This is a genomic window from Pseudomonas baetica (assembly GCF_019733355.1).
Taxonomy (GTDB): Bacteria; Pseudomonadota; Gammaproteobacteria; order Pseudomonadales; family Pseudomonadaceae; genus Aquipseudomonas; species Aquipseudomonas baetica_A.
Genome location: NZ_JAIHLQ010000004.1, coordinates 25695 through 48060, shown reverse-complemented (window position 1 = coordinate 48060; position 22366 = coordinate 25695). Strand labels below are relative to the sequence as shown.

Annotated in this window: 21 protein-coding genes; 15 read left to right on the top strand and 6 right to left on the bottom strand. The window is 59.3% G+C overall.

All coding sequences use genetic code 11. The annotated features are described in order from the left end of the window. Nucleotides 1–110: 110 nt before the first annotated feature. The 3 genes from K5E40_RS04905 to K5E40_RS04895 all read right to left on the bottom strand — a co-directional run bounded on the left by K5E40_RS04905 (nt 111) and on the right by K5E40_RS04895 (nt 3760). Nucleotides 111–1427: an MFS transporter gene (locus tag K5E40_RS04905; protein WP_221729893.1), complete on the bottom strand. Its 1317-nt coding sequence runs from the start codon at nt 1425–1427 to the stop codon at nt 111–113. A gap of 266 nt (nt 1428–1693) precedes the next feature. Beyond that, nucleotides 1694–2935 carry a transporter associated domain-containing protein gene (locus K5E40_RS04900; RefSeq protein ID WP_221729892.1) on the bottom strand — a complete coding sequence of 414 codons (1242 nt, stop codon included), beginning with the start codon at nt 2933–2935 and terminating at the stop codon, nt 1694–1696. 12 nt (nt 2936–2947) lie between these two features. Then, nucleotides 2948–3760, bottom strand: coding sequence for an inner membrane protein YpjD (locus tag K5E40_RS04895; protein WP_221729891.1), 813 nt, complete (start codon nt 3758–3760; stop codon nt 2948–2950). 210 nt (nt 3761–3970) lie between these two features. On the opposite strand from K5E40_RS04895, the gene ffh reads away from it, so the two are divergent. The 6 genes from ffh (at nt 3971) to K5E40_RS04865 (ending at nt 8100) form a co-directional block, all read left to right on the top strand. Then, complete coding sequence (gene ffh, locus K5E40_RS04890; RefSeq protein ID WP_221729890.1) at nt 3971–5347, top strand: signal recognition particle protein; 1377 nt, start codon at nt 3971–3973, stop codon at nt 5345–5347. A 303-nt stretch (nt 5348–5650) separates the two neighbouring features. Further along, nucleotides 5651–5902, top strand: coding sequence for a 30S ribosomal protein S16 (gene rpsP, locus K5E40_RS04885; protein WP_016986371.1), 252 nt, complete (start codon nt 5651–5653; stop codon nt 5900–5902). A 5-nt stretch (nt 5903–5907) separates the two neighbouring features. Next, nucleotides 5908–6444, top strand: coding sequence for a ribosome maturation factor RimM (rimM, locus tag K5E40_RS04880; RefSeq protein ID WP_221729889.1), 537 nt, complete (start codon nt 5908–5910; stop codon nt 6442–6444). A gap of 2 nt (nt 6445–6446) precedes the next feature. Further along, nucleotides 6447–7199 carry a tRNA (guanosine(37)-N1)-methyltransferase TrmD gene (gene trmD, locus K5E40_RS04875; RefSeq protein ID WP_090281920.1) on the top strand — a complete coding sequence of 251 codons (753 nt, stop codon included), beginning with the start codon at nt 6447–6449 and terminating at the stop codon, nt 7197–7199. 45 nt (nt 7200–7244) lie between these two features. Further along, nucleotides 7245–7595 carry a 50S ribosomal protein L19 gene (gene rplS / locus K5E40_RS04870; RefSeq protein WP_003175895.1) on the top strand — a complete coding sequence of 117 codons (351 nt, stop codon included), beginning with the start codon at nt 7245–7247 and terminating at the stop codon, nt 7593–7595. Between the two features lie 91 nt (nt 7596–7686). Then, nucleotides 7687–8100 carry an acyl-CoA thioesterase gene (locus K5E40_RS04865; RefSeq protein ID WP_221729888.1) on the top strand — a complete coding sequence of 138 codons (414 nt, stop codon included), beginning with the start codon at nt 7687–7689 and terminating at the stop codon, nt 8098–8100. A gap of 132 nt (nt 8101–8232) precedes the next feature. Here K5E40_RS04865 and K5E40_RS04860 read toward each other — a convergent pair whose 3' ends face one another. Then, entirely contained in the window at nt 8233–10041 is a 1809-nt protein-coding gene (locus tag K5E40_RS04860) for a sodium:proton antiporter (protein ID WP_221729887.1), read from the bottom strand. A 107-nt stretch (nt 10042–10148) separates the two neighbouring features. Between K5E40_RS04860 and xerD the strand changes: the two genes are divergently transcribed. The 7 genes from xerD to K5E40_RS04825 all read left to right on the top strand — a co-directional run bounded on the left by xerD (nt 10149) and on the right by K5E40_RS04825 (nt 17365). Beyond that, on the top strand, nt 10149–11045 hold the full coding sequence (xerD, locus tag K5E40_RS04855) for a site-specific tyrosine recombinase XerD (protein ID WP_221729886.1): 897 nt from the start codon (nt 10149–10151) through the stop codon (nt 11043–11045). 173 nt (nt 11046–11218) lie between these two features. Next, on the top strand, nt 11219–11950 hold the full coding sequence (gene dsbC / locus K5E40_RS04850; protein ID WP_221729885.1) for a bifunctional protein-disulfide isomerase/oxidoreductase DsbC: 732 nt from the start codon (nt 11219–11221) through the stop codon (nt 11948–11950). 131 nt (nt 11951–12081) lie between these two features. Continuing rightward, nucleotides 12082–13386, top strand: a complete 1305-nt coding sequence (locus tag K5E40_RS04845) for a homoserine dehydrogenase (protein WP_221729884.1) — start codon at nt 12082–12084, stop codon at nt 13384–13386. Nucleotides 13387–13491: 105 nt separating this feature from the next. Beyond that, the gene (thrC, locus tag K5E40_RS04840; RefSeq protein ID WP_221729883.1) at nt 13492–14901 is read left to right on the top strand and encodes a threonine synthase; all 1410 of its coding nucleotides are present in this window, start codon (nt 13492–13494) and stop codon (nt 14899–14901) included. A gap of 119 nt (nt 14902–15020) precedes the next feature. Beyond that, a complete protein-coding gene (locus tag K5E40_RS04835; protein WP_221729882.1) occupies nt 15021–16394 on the top strand; it encodes a transporter substrate-binding domain-containing protein in 1374 nt (457 codons plus the stop codon). Nucleotides 16395–16511: 117 nt separating this feature from the next. Next, complete coding sequence (locus K5E40_RS04830; RefSeq protein WP_221729881.1) at nt 16512–16919, top strand: response regulator; 408 nt, start codon at nt 16512–16514, stop codon at nt 16917–16919. Nucleotides 16920–17083: 164 nt separating this feature from the next. After that, nucleotides 17084–17365 carry a DUF3509 domain-containing protein gene (locus K5E40_RS04825; RefSeq protein WP_221729880.1) on the top strand — a complete coding sequence of 94 codons (282 nt, stop codon included), beginning with the start codon at nt 17084–17086 and terminating at the stop codon, nt 17363–17365. Nucleotides 17366–17538: 173 nt separating this feature from the next. Here K5E40_RS04825 and K5E40_RS04820 read toward each other — a convergent pair whose 3' ends face one another. Further along, the gene (locus K5E40_RS04820; RefSeq protein WP_221729879.1) at nt 17539–18492 is read right to left on the bottom strand and encodes a TIGR02285 family protein; all 954 of its coding nucleotides are present in this window, start codon (nt 18490–18492) and stop codon (nt 17539–17541) included. After that, nucleotides 18446–19645, bottom strand: coding sequence for a CaiB/BaiF CoA-transferase family protein (locus K5E40_RS04815; protein ID WP_221729878.1), 1200 nt, complete (start codon nt 19643–19645; stop codon nt 18446–18448). Before K5E40_RS04815 ends, K5E40_RS04820 begins: the two co-directional genes overlap by 47 nt. A 146-nt stretch (nt 19646–19791) precedes the next feature. Between K5E40_RS04815 and K5E40_RS04810 the strand changes: the two genes are divergently transcribed. Both K5E40_RS04810 and recJ read left to right on the top strand, forming a co-directional pair. Beyond that, complete coding sequence (locus K5E40_RS04810; RefSeq protein ID WP_007908961.1) at nt 19792–20334, top strand: YaeQ family protein; 543 nt, start codon at nt 19792–19794, stop codon at nt 20332–20334. A gap of 55 nt (nt 20335–20389) precedes the next feature. Beyond that, entirely contained in the window at nt 20390–22099 is a 1710-nt protein-coding gene (gene recJ, locus K5E40_RS04805) for a single-stranded-DNA-specific exonuclease RecJ (protein ID WP_221729877.1), read from the top strand. Nucleotides 22100–22366: the final 267 nt, after the last annotated feature.

Here is a 22366-nt window from a genome sequence, read left to right as displayed (position 1 = left end):
GCGGCATTCGCGAGCAGGCTCGCTCCCACAGTTTCGGCTGTATTCACAAATTTTGTGTACTGCACGGACCCTGTGGGAGCGGGCTTGCTCGCGAAGCTTTTGATCTTCGGTCAGGCAACCTGATTCAGATCGTTATTCCTCGTTTCCTTCAGGCACAGCACCGCAATCAAACTCAGCACTGCCGCGCCCGACACATACCCGCCGACATAGCTCAACCCACCCATCGCCACCAGTTTCTGCGCAAAGAACGGCGCCGCCGAGGCCCCGACAATGCCGCCCAGGTTGTACGCTGCCGACGCGCCGGTATAGCGCACATGAGTCGGAAACAGTTCCGGCAACAACGCCCCCATCGGCGCGAACGTTACGCCCATCAAGAACAACTCGATGCACAGAAACAGCGCCACGCCCCAGGTCGAACCCTGAGTCAGCAACGGCTCCATCAGAAACCCCGACAGAATGGCCAGCACGCCGCCGATGATCAGCACCGGTTTGCGTCCGTAACGGTCACTGGCCCAGGCCGACAACGGCGTGGCGGCGGCCATGAACAGCACGGCAAAACACAGCAGCCCAAGGAACGTTTCGCGACTGTAGCCCAATGTGGATACGCCGTAGCTCAGGGAAAACACCGTCGAGATGTAGAACAGCGCATAGCAAACCACCATCGCCATCGCCCCCAGCAGTGTTGGCACCCAATACTGGCTGCACAGCTCGACCAGCGGCATTTTCACCCGTTCCTGGCGGGCGATGGCGTTGGCGAATACCGGGGTTTCATGGAGTTTCAGGCGCACATACAGGCCAACCATCACCAGCAGGGCGCTGAGCAGGAACGGAATGCGCCAGCCCCAACGGCTGAATTGCTCGTCGCTGAGGGTCATGGCCAGCGTGAGGAACAAGCCGTTGGCGGCGAGAAAACCAATGGAAGGGCCGAGTTGCGGAAACATGCCGAACCACGCGCGCTTGTCTTTCGGTGCGTTTTCGGTGGCCAGCAGGGCGGCACCGCCCCATTCGCCGCCCAGTCCAAGACCCTGACCGAAACGCAGCACACACAGCAGAATGGGCGCCCAGGCCCCGATGCTGTCGTAACCCGGCAGCACGCCGATCAGCGTCGTACAAACACCCATCAGCAGCAGCGAAGCGACCAGTGTCGACTTACGCCCGATGCGGTCACCGAAGTGGCCAAACAACGCCGAACCCAGCGGTCGGGCGAGGAAAGCGATGCCGAAGGTGAGGAAGGCTGACAACATCTGTGCGGTGCCGGAGGTCTGCGGAAAGAACACCGGCCCGATCACCAGTGCGGCAGCCGTGGCGTAAACGTAGAAGTCGTAGAACTCGATGGCGGTGCCGATGAAACTCGCCGTCGCCACGCGGGTGGCGGAATTGGTCGGTTGGGCAGGCGCGGTGTCGCTGTAAGCGGTACGGGTCGTCATGCGGTGATCCCTGACAGTCATGAGCTCCGGTGGAGCGAATTATTATGGTCGAGCACCCTGGGATGTGGGATGAGGCGCGAGCGCTGTTTCAGGTAGGAACAGTCGCCGGGGTGATGCGCAAAAGGTCGAGACCTGTGCAGTGCCGGGTAAGCACATGGGTCGTCGGCGCTTGGGTAAGCGGCTCGATTATAGGAAGGGGGCTAACGATTGAACAAGCGCAAAAAAATGCGCGATAGGCGCTCTCGCCGGCTGCGATCTGTTGATCTTTATCGGGTCGGCAAAAGCGCAGGGGTAGAAGTGGTATGCCAGATCAACACCTTGCTCACCCGGTTCTCTTCAGTCTCAAGAATTTCCAGTCGATAGCGCCCGATCTTCAAGCAAACCGCGCTCTCAGGAATGGTTTCCAGCGCTTCGGTCACCAAGCCGTTGAGGGTTTTCGGGCCATCGCTGGGCAAATGGCAGCCCAGGCATTTGTTGAGTTCCCGGATGGAGGCCGTGCCGTCGATCACCATGCGGCCATCGGCCTGCGGGTGAATATGCGGATTGTCGAGGCTGTGCTCGCTTTCGAATTCGCCGACGATCTCTTCGAGAATGTCTTCCAGCGTGACGATGCCGAGCACTTCGCCGTACTCGTCCACCACCATGCCCAGGCGACGTTGCTGCTTGTGGAAATTGAGCAGTTGCAGTTGCAGTGGCGTGCTTTCCGGCACGAAGTACGGCTCGTAACTGGCCGCCAGCAGGGCTTCGCGGGTCAGGCTGTCGTTGTTCAGCAGGTGGCTGATCTGCCGGGTATTGAGCACCGCTTCGACCTGATTGATGTCGCTGTGGAACACCGGCAGGCGTGTGCGTTTGTTGTGGCGCAGTTGTTCGATGATCTCTTCGATCGGATCGTCGAGGTTGATACCGTCGACGTCACTGCGTGGCACCAGAATGTCGTTGACCGTAATGTTGTCCAGCGCGTGGATACCCGACGTCGGGTGCGTACGAGCCGGATGTTCGGGATCGTCGTGACGATCGGCCGGTGCATCGTCTTCACTCTGCTGCACCACTTGGGGTTTGCGCACGAACGGACTCAGCAGCAAATGGCTGAGGCGACTGAAAAGCCAGGCAAACGGATAAACAATTTTCAGCGGCACGGCCAATAGCGTGTTGCCGAGGGTCAGCACGGCTTCCGGATAACGCCGGGCGACGGTGCGTGGGAAATAATCGGCGAAGACCAGCAAGATGGCGCCCGCACCGAGGCATGCCGCCCAAGGGCCGTTTTCTTCACAGAGGAAAATCGCCAGCAACGTCGCGATCACGACCGCGAGCGCACGGCAGAGGGTGTTGCACAGAATCAGGCTGTCGAGCGGGAAGCTCAGCTTCGCCAGCGGTTTATCGCTGGCGCGCGAGGCGGTGCGTTGTGCGAGCAGGTGTTGCTGCGCGATTTCGACGGCGGTAAACAGCCCCGACCATAAAATCAGCAGGACAAATACCGCAAGCATCGGCCCTATGGGCAAACCGTCCATTTATGCCGCCCGTCAGATATGCAGGATGTATTCACGAACCAGTTTGCTGCCGAAATACGCCAACATCAGCAGACAGAAACCGGCGAGCGTCCAGCGAATCGCTTTGTGTCCGCGCCAGCCGAGACGGTTGCGGCCCCAAAGCAGCACGCTGAACACCACCCAGGCCAGACACGCCAGCAGCGTTTTGTGAACCAGATGCTGGGCGAACAGGTTCTCGACGAACAGCCAGCCAGAGATCAACGACAGCGAGAGCAGCGTCCAGCCGGCCCAAAGGAAACCGAACAGCAGGCTTTCCATGGTTTGTAGTGGCGGGAAGTTCTTGATCAGGCCGGAGGGATGCTTGTGCTTGAGTTGGTGGTCTTGCACCAGCACCAACAAGGACTGGAACACCGCGATGGTGAACATGCCGTAGGCGAGGATCGACAACAGGATGTGGGCGAGAATGCCCGGCTCCTCATCAATGATCTGCACGGTGCCGGCCGGCGCGAACTGCGCCAGCAACACCGTGATCGCACCCAGCGGGAACAGCAGGACCAGCAGGTTCTCCACCGGGATTCGCGAACAGGCAATCAGGGTCAGGGCGATCACCGCCGCCGCGATCAGGCTGGAGGCGCTGAAAAAGTCCAGGCCCAGGCCGATCGGGGTCAGCAGGTGAGTGAGCAGGCTGGCGCTATGGGCCAGCACGGCGAAGACGCCGAGCGTAACCAGCAGGCGCTTGTTCGCCTTGGCGCCGGTGGCCAGACGGGTGCTCTGATAAAGGGTCGCAGCGGCATATATAAGGGCGGCGGCGAGGGTGGTCAGCAAACTGGGTGACAAGGGGAGCATAAATCCTGATCGGTAAGCCCGAAAGGGGCTGAGTTTGGCATAGAACCGCCATGGCACGAAAGACTCAGGAAGCTGACAGCGAGGTGTCCGCCAGACGCAGTCTTCGCTATAATCCGCGACCTGCCCACGCCGCAGGCTCGCCGAGCACATGTTGATTCCGGTCTGGGCCGCCATTATCCCGGTCTACACAGGGCCTGAAAGGATCGCGCAATGTTTGAAAACTTAACCGACCGTCTCTCGCAGACGCTGCGCCATGTCACCGGCAAGGCGAAGCTGACCGAAGACAATATCAAAGACACCCTGCGTGAAGTGCGCATGGCGTTGCTCGAAGCCGACGTCGCCCTGCCGGTGGTCAAGGACTTCGTCAATTCGGTCAAGGAGCGCGCTGTCGGCACCGAGGTGTCGCGCAGCCTGACGCCGGGCCAGGCATTCGTGAAGATCGTCCAGGCTGAACTCGAAAGCCTGATGGGCGCGGCGAACGAGGACTTGAACCTCAGCGCCGTACCGCCAGCCGTCGTGCTGATGGCCGGTCTGCAGGGCGCCGGTAAAACCACCACCGCCGGCAAACTGGCGCGCTTCCTCAAAGAGCGCAAAAAGAAGTCGGTCATGGTCGTGTCGGCGGACGTTTATCGTCCTGCGGCTATTAAACAGCTGGAAACCCTGGCGAACGACATCGGCGTGACGTTCTTCCCGTCCGATCTGAGCCAGAAGCCGGTCGACATCGCAAACGCGGCTATTAAAGAAGCAAAACTGAAATTCATCGACGTGGTCATCGTCGATACCGCCGGTCGTCTGCACATCGACGAAGAGATGATGGGCGAGATCAAGGCGCTGCACGCCGCGATCAACCCGGTCGAAACCCTGTTCGTGGTCGATGCCATGACCGGGCAGGACGCGGCCAACACGGCCAAGGCCTTCGGTGATGCGCTGCCGCTGACCGGTGTGATCCTGACCAAGGTCGACGGCGACGCGCGTGGCGGTGCCGCCCTGTCGGTGCGAGCGATCACCGGCAAACCGATCAAGTTCATCGGTATGGGCGAGAAGAGCGAAGCGCTCGAGCCGTTCCATCCCGAGCGTATTGCTTCGCGGATCCTCGGTATGGGTGACGTGCTCAGCCTGATCGAACAGGCTGAGCAGACCCTCGACAAGGAAAAGGCCGACAAACTGGCCAAGAAGCTGAAGAAGGGCAAGGGCTTCGACCTCGAAGACTTCCGTGATCAGTTGCAACAGATGAAGAACATGGGCGGCCTTGGCGGCCTCATGGACAAACTGCCGAGCATCGGCGGCGTCAACCTGTCTCAGATGGGCAATGCCCAGAATGCCGCAGAGAAGCAATTCAAACAGATGGAAGCCATCATCAGCTCCATGACCCCGGCCGAGCGCCGCGACCCTGAGTTGATCAGCGGCTCGCGCAAGCGCCGGATCGCTATGGGTTCGGGCACTCAGGTGCAGGACATCGGTCGCTTGATCAAGCAGCACAAGCAGATGCAGAAGATGATGAAAAAATTCACCGCCAAAGGCGGAATGGCAAAAATGATGCGCGGCATGGGCGGTATGTTGCCCGGCGGCGGCATGCCGAAAATGTAAGGTGTCCCGTCTGCCACTCGCCGAAAGTGAGCGACATGGGTGAGACAGGACACTAAACTTCGCCGGTCGTCGCACCGGCGCAAACCCCGCAAGGATGCGGGATCAACAGCAAACCCGCACTCGGCGGGAGCTGACTGGCCGTTTTCATCGACGGCTCTATATGCAAATCTGCACGGCATGCCATAGGCGCCGGAAAAAGTCATTTGCAAAAGTCCGGATATTCCTTAGAATATGCGGCCTTTCGGGCACCCATGCCCGCTGTGCATTTAGATTTGCAGCACCGACTACAGGAACGATGTTCACATGCTAACAATCCGTCTTGCCCTTGGCGGCTCCAAAAAGCGCCCGTTTTACCACCTGACCGTAACCGACTCCCGCAACCCGCGTGACGGTTCCCACAAAGAACAGGTTGGTTTCTTCAACCCTGTTGCCCGTGGTCAGGAAACTCGTCTGTCCGTGAACCAAGAGCGCGTAGCCTACTGGCTGAGCGTTGGTGCACAACCTTCTGAGCGCGTTGCTCAGTTGTTGAAGGAATCTGCCAAGGCTGCGGCCTGAGCAATATGAACGCGACGCCTGCTGTTGCCGATGATTTGATCGTTATTGGCAAAATTTATTCTGTTCACGGCGTTCGCGGCGAAGTGAAGGTTTATTCCTTTACTGATCCGACTGAAAACCTGTTGCAGTACAAAACCTGGACGCTCAAGCGCGAAGGCAATGTCAAACAGGTCGAGCTGGTCAGTGGGCGCGGGAGCGATAAGTTCCTGGTCGCAAAGCTCAAGGGTCTTGATGATCGTGAAGAAGCTCGTCTTCTGGCCGGTTATGAGATCTGCGTGCCGCGCAACCTGTTCGCTGAATTGACCGAAGGCGAGTACTACTGGTACCAGCTGGAAGGTCTGAAGGTCATCGATCAACTGGGGCAATTGCTCGGGAAAGTCGATCATCTTCTGGAAACCGGCGCCAATGATGTAATGGTAGTCAAGCCTTGCGCTGGCAGCCTGGATGATCGCGAACGCCTGTTGCCCTATACGGAGCAATGCGTGTTGGCAGTCGACCTCGCCGCGGGTGAGATGAAGGTGGATTGGGACGCGGACTTCTAAGCGTGGCTAACTTGCGCGTAGAAGTGATCAGTTTGTTTCCCGAGATGTTTTCCGCCATCGGCGACTACGGCATCACCAGTCGAGCGGTCAAACAGGGGCTCTTGCAGCTGACCTGTTGGAACCCGCGGGATTACACGACGGATCGGCATCACACTGTGGACGATCGCCCGTTTGGCGGTGGTCCGGGCATGGTGATGAAGATCAAGCCCCTGGAGGATGCTCTGGTTCAGGCCAAGGCAGCAGCCGGGGAGGCGGCGAAGGTGATTTACCTGTCCCCCCAAGGCCGTCAACTGACTCAGTCGGCGGTACGCGAGTTGGCACAATCGGATGCATTGATCCTGATTGCCGGCCGCTATGAAGGCATTGACGAGCGCTTTATTGAGGCTCATGTCGATGAAGAGTGGTCGATTGGCGACTATGTACTGTCTGGCGGTGAGCTGCCGGCCATGGTCCTGATCGATGCGGTTACACGACTGCTGCCTGGAGCTTTAGGGCATGCGGATTCCGCTGAGGAAGATTCCTTTACGGATGGTCTGCTGGATTGCCCGCACTACACTCGACCTGAGGTGTATGCGGATCAGCGTGTTCCCGACGTGTTGCTGAGTGGCAATCACGCGCATATCCGGCGTTGGCGTTTACAGCAGTCCCTTGGTAGGACCTATGAACGACGCGCCGATCTTCTGGAAAGCCGCTCGCTTTCTGGAGAAGAGAAGAAGCTGCTCGAGGAATACATCCGCGAGCGGGACGATAGTTAACAACGTATCGATGGTAGATCAGTTGATTTACCTTAGGAGCACAGCATGACCAACAAAATCATCCTTGCACTCGAAGCAGAGCAGATGACCAAAGAAATCCCTACCTTTGCCCCAGGCGACACCATTGTCGTTCAGGTGAAAGTGAAGGAAGGCGATCGTTCCCGTCTGCAAGCGTTCGAAGGCGTTGTAATCGCCAAGCGTAACCGCGGCGTGAACAGTGCGTTCACCGTACGTAAAATCTCCAACGGTGTTGGCGTAGAACGTACTTTCCAGACCTACTCCCCGCAGATCGACAGCATGGCTGTTAAACGTCGCGGTGACGTACGTAAAGCCAAGCTGTACTACCTGCGCGACCTGTCGGGTAAAGCAGCTCGCATCAAGGAAAAACTGGCTTAAGTCCAGCTTCCGATGCAGAAAAAAGCAGCCTACGGGCTGCTTTTTTGTTGCCTGCAATTTATCCACAGCATTTTTAGTTCAGGCCATAACCATGACCCCCCGTGATCAGGAAATCGAACGCCGTACCGAGCTCTCGGTGACCCGTGTAACCAAAGCCGTGTTCCCGCCGACCACGAACCACCACAACACCCTGTTCGGCGGCACCGCACTGGCGTGGATGGACGAGGTGTCGTTCATCACCGCCACGCGTTTTTGCCGTTTGCCGCTGGTGACGGTGTCTACTGACCGCATCGACTTCAATCATGCAATCCCGGCCGGTTCCATCGTCGAACTGGTAGGGCGAGTGATCAAGGTCGGTAACACCAGCCTCAAGGTCGAGGTGGAAGTGTTTGTGGAAAGCATGAGCTGCGACGGGCGCGAGAAGGCGATCCATGGGCAGTTCAGCTTTGTCGCCATCGATGATGACAAGCGACCGGTGCCGGTGCTGCCGGGGTTTGCGGCCTGATCCAACTCCGAGTCGTGCCATTCGCGAGCAAGCCCACTCCCACAGAAGACCTCGACCCGGTGTGGGGCAAGCCCGTTCTCTCATGAGACCTCGATCCAGTGTGGGAGCGGGCTTGCTCGCGCATGCGTCAGGTCAGGCGCCGCTGGTTAAAGGCTGGATCAACGCCAGCAGCGTCCACCCCGATCCCGGCTTCAAAGCGGTCTCCGGCGTCACCACATGCACCCATCCGCTGTCATCGCGCATGAACAACAACGTGGCGCGATTGCCATGCAGCGCACGGTAATCCTCCCAGCCAAAGCCGTCCGTCAGCGTCGTGCTATACAGCTCGGCACCCTGACCCATCTGGCCGGCCAGTTTGGCGTAGGTCAGTGCCTCGCTGCCCAGTTGATTGCCGCGATGCTCAAGACTGGCGCGGTGCTTGTCGCTGCGACGGCTTTCCTGACCGCTGGCCAGGCCAAACAGGCGCTGATGCCCGAAGTCATGGCGAAAGCGCATGGCTGCCAGCGTGTTGAGTTCGCCCGACGGCGACAGCGCCAGCAAATGCCCCAGGCCAACCAGATCCAGATGCGCATCGGCATGCTGCGAAGCCGGATTACCGAAGTACGTCGGCAAACCCTCCATGCGCGCTGCACGAATGTTTTCCCAGCTTGAATCGGTCAGCAACACTCGGCTACCCAATTGTTGCAACGACTTGCCCAAAGCCCGGGCCGGCCCATTGGCGCCGACGATCAGGAAACCACTGGGCGCCGGCTCCGCGACGTTGAGCAAACGCGCCAACGGTCGCGCCGTTGCGCTTTGCAGCACGACGGTGCCGATGATCACCGCGAAGGTCAGTGGCACCAGCAACAGCGCACCTTCATGTCCGGCTTCATCCAGGCGAATCGCGAAAATCGCCGACACTGCCGCCGCGACAATCCCGCGCGGGGCGATCCAGCACAGCAATGCCCGCTCACGCCAGTTCAGGCTAGACCCCGCGGTGCTCAGCACAACGTTCAAAGGTCTGGCGATCAACTGGATGACCAGCAGCAGAATCAGCACCAACGGCCCGAGCCCAATCAAGGCGTTCAAGTCCAGCCGTGCGGCGAGAAGAATGAACAACCCGGAAATCAGCAACACGCTGAGGTTTTCCTTGAAGTGCAGGATGTGCCGCACATCCACGCCTTTCATGTTGGCCAGCCACATGCCCATCAGTGTCACCGCCAGCAGGCCGGACTCATGCATCACCTCGTTGGAGACAATGAAAATTCCCAGCACCGCCGCCAGCGAAGCGAGGTTGTGCAGGTACTCCGGCAGCCATTGCCGCCGAATGACCGTGCCGAGCAACCAGCCTCCGGCCACCCCGAACGCCGCGCCGCAGGCAATCACCCCGCCAAAGGTGAACAGGCTCTGCTTGAGGCCATGGCCTTCGGCACTGGCAATGATGAAGCTGTAGACCACCACGGCGAGCAGGGCGCCGATCGGATCAATGACGATGCCTTCCCAGCGCAGAATGTTGGCGATCGAGGCTTTGGGCCGCACCACTCGCAGCATTGGCACAATCACCGTGGGGCCCGTGACCAGCGTCAGGCTGCCGAAGAGGATCGCCAGCATCCAGTCGAAGCCGAGCAAAAAGTGAGTGGCGACCGCAATGACAATCCAGGTCGAGAGGGCGCCGAGGGTCACCAGTCGATGGACGACGCTGCCGATTTCCTTCCATTCCGACAGGTGCAGCGTCAGGCTGCCCTCGAACAGGATCAGCGCCACGGCCAGCGATACCAGTGGCATCAGCAGCGGCCCGAACATTTCTTGCGGATCGAGCCACCCCAATACCGGGCCGACCAGAATGCCGGTCAGCAACAGAAACAGAATCGCCGGCAGCTTCAGGCGCCACGCCAGCCATTGGCAACCTAGCGCCGCTGCGCCTATCCCGCCAAATGCCAATAGAATTTGCTGCTCGTTCATTGATGCTCCCTGTTCCTTGAAATTGCGGGCTATGAAAGACTAGCGCCCATTCCTACCGTTCACTCTACATTTGCGCGCAGTCGTTGAACTGTGTGCCTTGAGCGCCCATGCCTGCCATCGACCATCCACTGATTGACCAATTCCTCGACGCCTTGTGGCTGGAGAAGGGCCTGTCCGACAACACCCGTGGCGCCTATCGTAGCGACCTTGCGCTGTTCAATGGCTGGTTGCAGGAGAAAAACCTGGAGCTGATCAATGCCGGCCGTGAATTGATTCTCGATCACCTGGCCTGGCGTCTGGAGCAAAACTACAAACCGCGATCCACTGCGAGATTTCTCTCCGGCGTCCGTGGGTTTTATCGTTATCTGCTGCGCGAAAAGCTGATCACAGTCGATCCGACATTGCGCGTCGACATGCCGCAACTCGGCAGGCCGCTGCCCAAATCCTTGTCGGAAGCCGACGTTGAGGCATTGCTCAAAGCGCCGGATCTGAGCGAAGCCATCGGTCAGCGTGACCGTGCCATGCTGGAAGTCCTGTATGCCTGCGGCCTGCGGGTAACCGAGCTGATCAGCCTGACCCTGGAACAGGTCAACTTGCGCCAAGGCGTATTAAGGGTGATGGGCAAGGGCAGCAAAGAGCGGCTGGTGCCGATGGGCGAGGAGGCGATTGTCTGGGTCGAGCGCTATATGCGCGATGGTCGTGCAGAACTGCTCGGCGGGCGCCCCAGCGATGTGCTGTTTCCCAGCCTGCGCGGCGAACAGATGACCCGGCAGACGTTCTGGCACCGAATCAAACATCAGGCCAAGGTCGCCGGGATCGGCAAATCGCTGTCGCCGCACACCTTGCGGCACGCGTTCGCCACGCACTTGCTCAACCACGGCGCCGATTTGCGCGTGGTGCAGATGTTGCTCGGTCACAGTGATCTGTCGACCACCCAGATCTACACTCATGTGGCGCGGGCGCGGTTGCAGGATCTGCATGCCAAACACCACCCGCGTGGCTGAACAAACAATCCATGTGGGAGCGATTGCATCCGCCTGTGCGTCTGGCGACAGGCGCATTCGGCCACCGTGACCTTATGTGTTAGGCTTTGCCGGTTTGCACGATGGACGGTTATGACCCGGTGTTCCGGCCCGGGCGTTCTGACCGTTCCATTTGTCCGCCCTCAGGAGTTCTCATGCGTCTGACCCAGATTTTCGCCGCCGCCGCCATTGCGTTGGTCAGCACCTTTGCCGTCGCCGATGATGCGGCTGACAAAGCCATTCGTAAAAGCCTGGAAAACCTCCAGCTCGATGTTCCGGTAGACAGCATTTCCGCGAGCCCGCTGCCTGGCATGTATGAAGTCAAGCTCAAGGGCAGCCGTGTGCTGTACGCCAGTGCCGATGGCCAGTACATCGTTCAGGGCTACCTGTTTCAGCTCAAGGACGGCAAACCGGTCAACCTGACCGAGAAGACCGAGCGTCTGGGCATCTCCAAGCTGATCAACGCCATCCCGGTGGCTGAAACCGTGGTTTACCCGGCCGTGGGCGAGACCAAATCGCACATCACCGTGTTCACTGACACCACTTGCCCTTACTGCCACAAACTGCACGCCGAAGTGCCCGAGCTGAACAAGCGCGGCATCGAAGTGCGTTATGTCGCGTTCCCGCGTCAGGGCCTTGGCTCGCCGGGTGATGAGCAACTGCAAGCCGTGTGGTGCTCCAAAGACAAGAAAGCGGCCATGGACAAAATGGTCGATGGCAAGGAAATCAAGGCCGCCAAGTGCGAGAACCCGGTTTCCAGACAGTTCGCCCTCGGTCAGTCGATCGGCGTGAACGGCACACCGGCCATCGTTTTGGCCAATGGACAAGTCATTCCGGGCTATCAGCCTGCGCCACAAGTCGCCAAACTGGCGCTGGGCGCGAAGTAATTCGCATCGTCACGGTCAGCCTTTGACGATCATGGTCCGGTAGCCGCATCGCCGGGCCATTAATAGAGAGCCGCGAGCACGCGGTTGTTTTCCGGCCGACCCTGAGTCGGCCGTTTTATGGGGAGTTCACAGTGAATCCGGTCAAAGTAGGCATCTGTGGGTTAGGGACCGTCGGTGGCGGTACCTTCAACGTACTTCAGCGCAACGCCGAGGAAATTGCTCGTCGTGCCGGGCGTGGGATCGAAGTGGCACAAATTGCCATGCGCACGCCAAAGCCTCAGTTCCAGACGACCGGTATTGCGATTACCAACGATGTCTTCGAAGTGGCCACGAACCCTGAGATCGACATCGTCATAGAGCTGATGGGCGGCTATACCGTTGCCCGCGAGCTGGTACTCAAGGCCATCGAGAATGGCAAGCATGTGGTCACCGCGAACAAGGCACTGATTGCCGTTCACGGTAATGAAATTTTCGCCAGGGCACGTGAGAAAGGCGTGATCGTGGCGTTTGAAGCCGCGGTGGCCGGTGGCATTCCGGTGATCAAGGCGATCCGTGAAGGCCTGTCCGCCAACCGCATCAACTGGGTGGCCGGGATCATCAACGGCACCGGCAACTTCATCCTCACCGAAATGCGCGAGAAGGGTCGTACGTTTGAAGACGTATTGGCCGAAGCTCAGGCGCTGGGTTACGCCGAAGCCGATCCGACCTTCGACGTCGAAGGCATCGACGCCGCGCACAAGCTGACGATCCTGGCTTCCATTGCGTTTGGCATTCCGCTGCAGTTCGACAAGGCTTACACCGAAGGCATTACCAAGCTGACCACCGCTGACGTCAACTACGCCGAAGCACTGGGCTACCGCATCAAGCACCTCGGCGTGGCGCGCAGTACGGCTGCGGGCATCGAGTTGCGTGTACACCCGACGCTGATCCCGGCCGATCGCCTGATCGCCAACGTCAACGGCGTGATGAACGCGGTGATGGTCAACGGTGATGCTGCCGGTTCGACCTTGTTCTACGGCGCCGGTGCCGGCATGGAGCCAACGGCGTCTTCGGTCATCGCCGATCTGGTGGACGTGGTTCGCGCCATGACCAGCGACCCGGAGAACCGCGTCCCGCATCTGGCCTTCCAGCCAGACTCGCTGTCGGCCCATCCGATCCTGCCGATCGAAGCCTGTGAAAGCGCTTACTACTTGCGCATACAAGCCAAGGATCACCCGGGCGTACTGGCTCAGGTGGCGAGCATTTTGTCGGAGCGTGGCATCAACATCGAGTCGATCATGCAGAAGGAAGTCGAAGAGCAGGACGGTCTGGTGCCGATGATCCTGCTGACCCACCGCGTGGTCGAGCAGCGCATCAATGATGCGATCGCAGCCCTGGAAGCCCTGGCCGGCGTCAACGGTCCGGTTATGCGGATCCGCGTCGAACACTTGAATTAACAGCAGCAGCAAGCTTCAAACTTCAAGCTGCAAGTAAAAGCAGAGGCGCTTTTCACTTGTAGCTTGAAGCTCACAGCTTGTAGCCCAAACCGAAGGTTTGCCCTTATGCGTTACATCAGTACCCGCGGCCAGGCACCGGCCCTGAATTTCGAAGACGTCCTGCTGGCTGGTCTTGCCACCGACGGTGGTCTGTACGTCCCGGAAAACCTGCCACGTTTTACCCAGGAAGAAATCGCTTCCTGGGCTGGCCTGCCGTATCACGAGCTGGCCTTTCGCGTCATGCGCCCGTTTGTGACCGGCAGCATTCCTGACGCCGATTTCAAAAGGATTCTTGAAGAAACCTACGGTGTGTTCTCGCACAGCGCCGTCGCACCGCTGCGTCAGCTCAACGGCAACGAATGGGTAATGGAGCTGTTCCACGGCCCGACCCTGGCGTTCAAAGACTTCGCCTTGCAACTGCTCGGTCGTCTGCTCGACTACGTGCTTGAAAAGCGCGGCGAGCGTGTAGTCATCGTCGGCGCCACCTCCGGTGACACCGGTTCGGCCGCCATCGAAGGCTGCAAACACTGCGAAAACGTCGACATCTTCATCCTGCACCCGCACAACCGTGTGTCCGAAGTGCAGCGTCGCCAGATGACCACGATTTTCGGTGAGAACATCCATAACATCGCCATCGAAGGCAACTTCGATGACTGCCAGGAAATGGTCAAAGCCAGTTTCGCCGATCAGAGCTTCCTCAAGGGCACGCGCCTGGTGGCGGTGAACTCGATCAACTGGGCGCGGATCATGGCCCAGATCGTTTACTACTTTCACGCTGCCCTGCAGTTGGGTGGCCCTGCGCGTTCGGTATCGTTCTCGGTGCCGACCGGCAACTTCGGCGACATCTTCGCCGGTTACCTGGCGCGCAACATGGGCCTGCCGATCAATCAGTTGATCGTCGCCACCAACCGCAATGACATCCTGCACCGCTTCATGAGCGGCAATCAGTACGTCAAGGAAACCCTGCACGCCACGTTGTCGCCGTCGATGGACATCATGGTGTCGTCGAACTTCGAACGCCTGCTGTTCGACCTGCACGGTCGCAACGGTGCAGCGATTGCCGGTTTGATGGATTCGTTCAAGCAGGGCGGTGGTTTCAGCGTCGAGCAAGAGCGTTGGACCGAAGCACGCAAACTGTTCGATTCGCTGGCCGTGGACGATGCCCAAACCTGCGAAACCATCGCCGAAGTCTATGCGCAGACCGGCGAACTGCTGGACCCGCACACCGCCATTGGCGTGAAGGCCGCACGCGAATGCCGTCGCAGCCTCGACATCCCGATGGTGATCCTGGGCACGGCGCATCCGGTGAAATTCCCGGACGCGGTGGAGAAAGCGGGTGTAGGAAAAGCGCTTGAACTACCTGCACACCTTTCTGATTTATTTGAGCGAAACGAGCGCTGCACCGTTCTGCCAAACGAGCTGAAAGCCGTGCAGGCCTTTGTCAGCCAGCATGGCAACCGCGGCAAGCCGCTTTAAACCTGCAAAGCTGTCACATTTTGAAGCCCGTCTCCTGACGGGCTTTTTTGTTTCTGCTGCCACACTGCTCGGGTTTTCACCCTCGAAGGACGGGTGAGTCGATCACGAAGGAAGTGGCAATGCTGTTTTATAGAGGTTTGAAACCGGCACTGGGCTGGTTGTGCTTGTTCGGATTGCTGGGAGTGATGCACGGCAGTGTGGCCGCGCAATTGGCGCTGCATGATGATGACGTGGGCCTCAACGTTCAGCCCATCGAACTGGATGCACATGAGCGCCAGTGGATTCGCGACAACCCCACGGTGACGGTCGCGTCGGTGCAGTACCCGTTGTATCTGTTCCAGGATGAGCATGGTCAGTGGAGCGGCTTGAACAACGATGTGCTCAAACGCGTCACGGCGATGACCGGGCTGCAGTTTGTGCATCATGAGTCGTTTTCCACGGATCACATGCTTGAGCGCCTCGAGAGCGGGGCGGCGGACATCAGCACAACGCTGGCCGTAAGCGACGAACGCAAGGCGTTTCTTGATTTCAGTCACGCATTCGGCGGCGCGGGCTGGGTATTTGTCGGGCGCGCCGGAGTGCCCTCGGTAGAGTCCCTGGAGCAACTGGCCAAGCGAGTGGTGGTGCTGCCCGCCAGGCATGCACTGGAAGACGTGATCCGACGTGATTACCCTTCAATCGAAATCCGCTCGGTCAAAACCTACGCCGAAGCACGGGCATTGGTCGAGAGCGGCGAGGCCTACGCGACGATCGAAAACGAGATCGGTGCACAGCTCTATCCGTTGGGGTTGCTCAAGGTCGGTGCACTGGTGGAAGGCAAATGGGAGGCTGATCATCTGGCGGTACGCAAGGGCATGCCGGAACTTTTGAGTATTCTCAACAAGGCATTGGAGGCGTTCCCCCCTGCCGAGTTACGCGCCATTCGCCTCAAATGGCTGGAGGGCATTTCGCCGGCGCCCATACCGTCGGTGTGGCAGCGGATGATCAAATGGGGCTGCTGGGCGATGGGGGGGCTGGGTGTTTTCGGCCTGCTGTCGCTGGTATGGAATCGGCGCCTGACGGCGGTGATCAAACAGCGAAGCGAGGCGGAAAAGGTGCTGGGCGATCAACTGGCGTTTCAGCGCGCGCTGATTGATTCCATGCCTGATCCGATGTTTGTCCGAGATCTGCACGGGCGACTGATCATGTGCAACCGCAGCTACGAGGAGGCTCTTTCGGTTCGGCTGGATCAGGTGCAGGGGCGTTTGCTGATCGAGATCGATGTGTTGCCCGAAGCGACCGCCCTGATGCTGCACGACGAGTTCATGGTGCAACTGAGCACACGCAAGTCGCGCTTCAGTAAACGCCAACTGCAATTCAAGAATGGCCTGCGCGAGGTCTATCAGTGGACCGTGCCGTTCTACAGTGCCGACGGCCAGTTGCGTGGGCTGCTGGGCGGCTGGACTGACATCACTCAGCGTAGGACGGACAGCGGGTGCCGATGTCTGCAGTGAAGATGGGAAACTTCCTATAAGACGCGGCTACTTTTCCTATGGGAGGCTTAAGACGGCTGCCCTAGAGTGAGCGACAACTGCGGTGAGAGTCCGCGATTGTCGTTCCGGAGGTCGCCCATGCGCTCGCTCAAAGTTCTGATTCTTGAACCCAATCCGTTTCAGTTGATGGCATTGCATCAAATGCTTAATGCCATCGGCATCTATGACGTACTGACCGCACCGTCCCTGGCGTCGGCCCTGTGTTCACTGGGCCACCGCGGCGTGGTCGATATTGCCATTTGCGATCCGCAACTCAAGGGCGGCGATGGCCTGGCTCTGATTCAGCATTTGGCGGTACAGCGTGAAGCCCGTGCGCTGATCCTGCTGGGGGCGGTCGCGCCGAGTCTGCTGAGCGATCTCGAGCCGTTGCTGCGCGAGCATCGGTTGCGATTATTGGGGCGCTTGCAAACGCCGGTCTCGGCAGTGCTGATGAGAGGTTTGCTGGATGGCTACCTGATCGCTGCTTCGCAGCCTGTCGGGGTCTGAAGGGCACGGTTATTTTTCTGTCATCTTCACCGTGCATGCTCTGACAGACCGGTGACGCTGGAGTGCTTGCGACCGGCATGCAGAACTTTCTTCTCGGGCCGGTGGTCATTTACTGTGGACACGCCCCAGACACAATGTTTTCGGACTATTGAGTGGAGATCGAGATGGAAAGTATCAGTCTATTGCTCGGTGAGGCTCTGAGCCCGTATCAGGTTTCGTTGTCTCCAAGCGGTGCCCAGGGTGAATGCCTGGTGACCTTGAAGAACAGCAGCGGCGCCATTGTCGTGGAACGCCCATTCAATCAGGCACAACTGACCGACAAGCGTCAGTTGACTGATGTCGTCGATGGCTTGCACCGTGACGTCCTGATTGCCGAAGGGCGACTGGAGCCCTGCGTGATCGCGGCCTTGCGCAATGCGGCGCTGGACAAGCGTGCGGCGCTCTGAAAATGAAACGTCTCTTGTGGGAAACTTCCTGCATCTCTGTCAGTCAGACCTCGTAACAGCAGGATCAAGCATTGTGCTCCGGTGTTTGTCGCTTGCTGCTACTGGTCTTTATTACGGGCCACGTTTAACCCCGAGTCGTCTCCCCACTTCTCGGGGTTTCTTTTGTCCGCCGTTTACTGCGCGGCCTGCTGTTCGAAGAACAGCCGTGCCTGTTCCAGATAATCGGCCTGTTGCTTGGGGTCAAGCCACGCGGCGTACAGCCGATTGAGATGTTCGTGGGGCAGGGTGCGCAGCAGTTGGTTGATCTCGCTGATGGCCTGACGCCCCATCGTGGTGTCGGAACAGGCGACATAACCTGAGAGATATTTTCCGGCGCCCTGGATCGGATAAAACTCCAGCTCATCTTCGGCAATCTGCGCCTGTTTCGCCTGATAGCGGATTTCCGGCCAGTAACCCAGCACCACCTGCAACCGGCCAAGACGCTGCATCGACAGCAGATTGGCCAGCGCATCATTGCCGTAATGCGCAGTCAGCGCGCCGCTGGGCGCTTGATGCAGGATAGTGTCGAGAAACTCGCCGTAGCTGCGTTCGGCGACAACGCCGACCTTCCTGTTGCCATTAGCGAGCAGCGCAGACAGATCAACCTCGCCATTCACCAGATAGGGTTCAAGCACCGCCCGATCCTGCTGACGGACCACCAGACCATTACTCACCGCGCGAATCGCAGGGATCGAATACGCAACCGACTGCGCGCGTACCTGGTTCCATATCAGCGCGGGGTCACAGGCGAAAGGGTTGTCATGGAGCATCTGCAAGCCACGGGCGCGATTGACCCGCATCAGCGTATGTTCGTATTGCGGCATGCCAGCGATCAGCATCGGCAGCAACTGATCGATCACCCCCTGGCCCTTTTTCGGACCTTCGAAAATGGTCATCGGTGGCAAGTCGCGCAGTAACCAGATCAGCGTAGGTTTTGCCTGCGCCCAAGCGGGCAGGGTCAGTAGAAACAACAGACCGAACAGGCGCCAGGTCCATCCGTGGTGGGAGCGGTTGGCGTCCGATGCCTGTCGGTGCTTCAGCTTAAATGGCTCCGTCTTCGCGCAGTTGGATAATCTGTTTTTCGTCATAGCCAAGATCGTGGAGTACCTGCGCATTGTGTTCACCGAGCTGCGGTCCGACCCATTCGGAGGAGCCCGGTGTCTCTGAGAGTTTGGGCACGATACCCGGCATCTTGAAGGGTTTGCCGTCCGGCAGCTTGGCAGACAGGAACATTTCCCGAGCCAGGTACTGCGGATCACTGAACATGTCTTCGGCACTGAAGATCCGGCTGACCGGTACGTCAGCCTGATTGAGCAGGTCGAGCACCGCTTGCAGCGGCAGCGAATTGACCCAGCGATCGATCACGCCATACAACTCGTCGCGGCGATTGTCGCGACCGTCGTTGCTGGCCAGTGTCGGGTCATTGGCCAGATCTTCACGGCCGATGATCAGCATGAAGCGCTTGAAGATTGCATCGCCATTGGCGCCGATCTGCACATGCTTGCCGTCGGCGCTGGTGTGGATCGACGACGGCGTGATGCCGGGCATGATGTTGCCGGTGCGTTCACGGATAAAACCGAACACATCGAACTCCGGCACCATGCTTTCCATCATGGCGAAGATCGCTTCGTACAGCGCCACATCGACCACTTGGCCGAGCCCGCCGTTGACCTCACGATGACGCAGCGCCATCAGCGCGCCGATCACGCCCCACAGCGCGGCAATCGAGTCGCCGATGGAGATGCCGGTACGCACCGGCGGCCGATCCTCGAAACCGGTGATGTAGCGCAACCCCCCCATGGATTCGCCGACAGCGCCGAACCCCGGCTGATCCTTCATCGGCCCGGTCTGGCCGAAGCCGGAGAGGCGCACCATCACCAGTTTCGGGTTCAACGCGTGTAGGGTTTCCCAGCTCAGACCGAGTTTTTCCAACACCCCGGGGCGAAAGTTCTCGATCAGGATGTCGGCTTCACTGAGCAGTTTTTTCAGGATCGCCAAGCCATCGGGATGCTTGAGGTTGAGCGTCAGCGACTTCTTGTTGCGCGCCTGAACGAACCACCACAACGAGGTGCCCTCGTACAATTTTCGCCATTTGCGCAACGGATCACCGCCGTCCGGCGATTCGATCTTGATGACTTCGGCACCGAACTCGCCGCAAATGCGCGAGGCAAACGGCCCGGCAATCAATGTACCCAGTTCGATGACTTTCACGCCGCTGAGCGGCTTGTTGGTAAACGGCATGCTGAATCCTGTAGGACAAGGTTGAGCGGATACAGCGTTTTAGCATAGCCGGCTGTCAGGCGCCGCAGGTTGATCGCCATCAATTCGATGATTGCCTACCGCATCGGTTAGACTTGCCGACTTTCCTCGTATCAAGAAGCCCGTTCATGGCCCAGCCTTCGACCACTTACAAGTTTGAACTGAACCTCACCGACCTCGACCGCAGCGTCTACGAGAGCGTCAAGCAGACCATCGCCCGTCACCCTTCGGAAACCGAAGAGCGCATGACTGTGCGGCTGCTGGCCTACGCCCTCTGGTACAACGAGCAGTTGTCGTTTGGCCGTGGTCTGTCAGACGTGGATGAACCTGCGCTGTGGGAAAAGAGCCTGGACGATCGTGTTCTGCACTGGATCGAAGTCGGCCAGCCCGACGCCGACCGTTTGACCTGGTGCTCGCGTCGCACTGAACGTACCAGCCTGCTGGCCTACGGCAGCCTGCGCGTGTGGGAAACCAAGGTGATCCCGGCGATCAAGAACCTTAAAAACGTCAACATTGCCGCCGTCCCGCAAGAAGTGCTGGAAACCCTGGCCAAGGACATGCCCCGCGTCATCAAGTGGGACGTGATGATCAGCGAAGGGACGATCTTCGTCACCGACGATCGCGGTCAACACGAAGTCCAGTTGCAATGGCTGCAAGGTGAGCGCGGCTGATCCTGCGTTGTCATCTGATTAATCCCACGTATTCAAGAGAAGTCTCCGTTACCCCATGCGTATCGAACCTCGTCAACTGCCTGCCACTCTGCCCTTTCTCGGTGACCTGCCGCCGCTGCTGACCCGCTTGTATGCGGCGCGGGGCGTGCAATCCGAGGCGCAACTGGACAAGAGCCTGGCGCGGTTGATTCCGTTCCAGCAACTCAAGGGCATCGATGCGGCAGTCGATCTGCTGGTGACAGCGCTGGAGCAACGCCAGCGCATCCTCATCGTCGGTGATTTCGACGCGGACGGCGCCACGGCCAGCACGGTGGGTATGCTCGGGTTGCGACTGCTGGGCGCCGCTCACGTCGATTACCTGGTCCCCAACCGCTTTGAATACGGTTACGGCCTGACCCCGGAAATCGTCGAAGTTGCCATGACTCGCGAACCGCAGTTGCTGATCACCGTCGACAACGGCATTTCCAGCGTTGAAGGCGTTGCCGCTGCCAAGCGTCATGGGCTCAAAGTGCTGATCACCGATCACCACTTGCCCGGCGATGAACTGCCGCAGGCCGATGCGCTGGTCAATCCCAACCAGCCAGGCTGCGAGTTCCCGAGCAAGGCGCTGGCCGGTGTCGGGGTGATTTTCTATGTGTTGATGGCGTTGCGCGCGCGCCTGCGCAGCGTCGGCTGGTACGAAAGCAAGCCGCAGCCGAACATCGGCGAATTGCTTGATCTGGTCGCGTTGGGCAGCGTCGCCGACGTGGTGCCGCTGGACGCCAACAACCGGATTCTGGTGCATCAGGGGCTGGAGCGGATTCGTGCCGGGCGTGCGCGGCCGGGTATCAAAGCGATCCTCGAAGTGGCCAAGCGTGACGCGGCTCGCATCACCTCCACGGATCTGGGTTTCATCGTCGGCCCGCGCCTGAACGCCGCCGGGCGCTTGGATGACATGAGCCTGGGCATCGAATGCCTGCTCACCGCCGACGCCAACATGGCCCGCGAAATGGCCGCGCAACTGGACGGCATGAACCAGGATCGCAAAACCATCGAGCAAGGCATGCAGCGCGAAGCGCTGGCCCAGTTGAAGGACTTGCCCGTTGAATCAATGCCGTTCGGTCTGTGCCTGTTTGATCCGGAGTGGCACCAGGGCGTCATCGGCATCCTCGCCTCACGGATGAAAGAGCGTTATTTCCGTCCGACCATCGCCTTCGCTGAGGCTGGCGATGGTTTGCTCAAGGGCTCGGGACGTTCAGTGCAAGGCTTCCATATTCGTGATGCCTTGAGCGTGGTCGCGGCGCAGCATCCGAACCTGATTGCCAAATACGGTGGCCACGCAATGGCAGCCGGCCTGACCTTGCCGCAGGAGAATTTTCCGTTGTTCGCCGAGGCATTTGACGCCGAAGTGCGTAGGCAACTTCGCGAAGAAGACCTCACCGGGCGCATGTTGTCGGACGGCACGCTGGCGGTTGAAGAATTCCACCTTGAGTTGGCCCGCGCCCTGCGCCATGCCGGGCCTTGGGGCCAGCACTTTCCGGAGCCGCTGTTTCACGGTGTATTCCAGTTGGTCGAGCAGCGGGTCGTCGGTGAGCGACACTTGAAAGTGGTACTGAAAAGCGAGTGCGGCTCGGTGAAACTCGACGGCATCGCCTTCGGTATCGACCGCGACATCTGGCCGAATCCGACGATCAAATGGGTCGAACTGGCTTACAAGCTCGACGTTAACGAGTTTCGTGGTAATGAGACCGTGCAACTGATGATTGCCCACATCGAACCGCGCTGACCCCGTCGCGAGCAAACTCGCTCCCACAGGCCCGGTGTTGTCCTGGTGGGAGCGAGCTTGCTCGCGAAGGCGGACTTTCCCACACAGAATGACTCTGAACCCTCCCTCATCCCCGGTTGTCGACTAGGCTCTAAGCACTGCTTGATTGGCCTTGTGACGTCTTGTCGAATTTTTTGCCCGCGGGGGCGGGTGCTGCACCTTTTCCTGTCACTCGACGACTATTCAAACAGAACCCTGGAGCCTGCCCACTGATTTGAGAGGTGCCCC

What these genes read in the sequence shown, in the direction of transcription:
- K5E40_RS04905 (WP_221729893.1), bottom strand. Translation starts at nt 1,427, where the DNA reads ATGACGACCCGTACCGCTTACAGCGACACCGCGCCTGCCCAACCGACC.
- K5E40_RS04900 (WP_221729892.1), bottom strand. Translation starts at nt 2,935, where the DNA reads ATGGACGGTTTGCCCATAGGGCCGATGCTTGCGGTATTTGTCCTGCTG.
- K5E40_RS04895 (WP_221729891.1), bottom strand. Translation starts at nt 3,760, where the DNA reads ATGCTCCCCTTGTCACCCAGTTTGCTGACCACCCTCGCCGCCGCCCTT.
- ffh (WP_221729890.1), top strand. Translation starts at nt 3,971, where the DNA reads ATGTTTGAAAACTTAACCGACCGTCTCTCGCAGACGCTGCGCCATGTC.
- rpsP (WP_016986371.1), top strand. Translation starts at nt 5,651, where the DNA reads ATGCTAACAATCCGTCTTGCCCTTGGCGGCTCCAAAAAGCGCCCGTTT.
- rimM (WP_221729889.1), top strand. Translation starts at nt 5,908, where the DNA reads ATGAACGCGACGCCTGCTGTTGCCGATGATTTGATCGTTATTGGCAAA.
- rplS (WP_003175895.1), top strand. Translation starts at nt 7,245, where the DNA reads ATGACCAACAAAATCATCCTTGCACTCGAAGCAGAGCAGATGACCAAA.
- K5E40_RS04865 (WP_221729888.1), top strand. Translation starts at nt 7,687, where the DNA reads ATGACCCCCCGTGATCAGGAAATCGAACGCCGTACCGAGCTCTCGGTG.
- K5E40_RS04860 (WP_221729887.1), bottom strand. Translation starts at nt 10,041, where the DNA reads ATGAACGAGCAGCAAATTCTATTGGCATTTGGCGGGATAGGCGCAGCG.
- xerD (WP_221729886.1), top strand. Translation starts at nt 10,149, where the DNA reads ATGCCTGCCATCGACCATCCACTGATTGACCAATTCCTCGACGCCTTG.
- dsbC (WP_221729885.1), top strand. Translation starts at nt 11,219, where the DNA reads ATGCGTCTGACCCAGATTTTCGCCGCCGCCGCCATTGCGTTGGTCAGC.
- thrC (WP_221729883.1), top strand. Translation starts at nt 13,492, where the DNA reads ATGCGTTACATCAGTACCCGCGGCCAGGCACCGGCCCTGAATTTCGAA.
- K5E40_RS04835 (WP_221729882.1), top strand. Translation starts at nt 15,021, where the DNA reads ATGCTGTTTTATAGAGGTTTGAAACCGGCACTGGGCTGGTTGTGCTTG.
- K5E40_RS04830 (WP_221729881.1), top strand. Translation starts at nt 16,512, where the DNA reads ATGCGCTCGCTCAAAGTTCTGATTCTTGAACCCAATCCGTTTCAGTTG.
- K5E40_RS04825 (WP_221729880.1), top strand. Translation starts at nt 17,084, where the DNA reads ATGGAAAGTATCAGTCTATTGCTCGGTGAGGCTCTGAGCCCGTATCAG.
- K5E40_RS04820 (WP_221729879.1), bottom strand. Translation starts at nt 18,492, where the DNA reads ATGACGAAAAACAGATTATCCAACTGCGCGAAGACGGAGCCATTTAAG.
- K5E40_RS04815 (WP_221729878.1), bottom strand. Translation starts at nt 19,645, where the DNA reads ATGCCGTTTACCAACAAGCCGCTCAGCGGCGTGAAAGTCATCGAACTG.
- K5E40_RS04810 (WP_007908961.1), top strand. Translation starts at nt 19,792, where the DNA reads ATGGCCCAGCCTTCGACCACTTACAAGTTTGAACTGAACCTCACCGAC.
- recJ (WP_221729877.1), top strand. Translation starts at nt 20,390, where the DNA reads ATGCGTATCGAACCTCGTCAACTGCCTGCCACTCTGCCCTTTCTCGGT.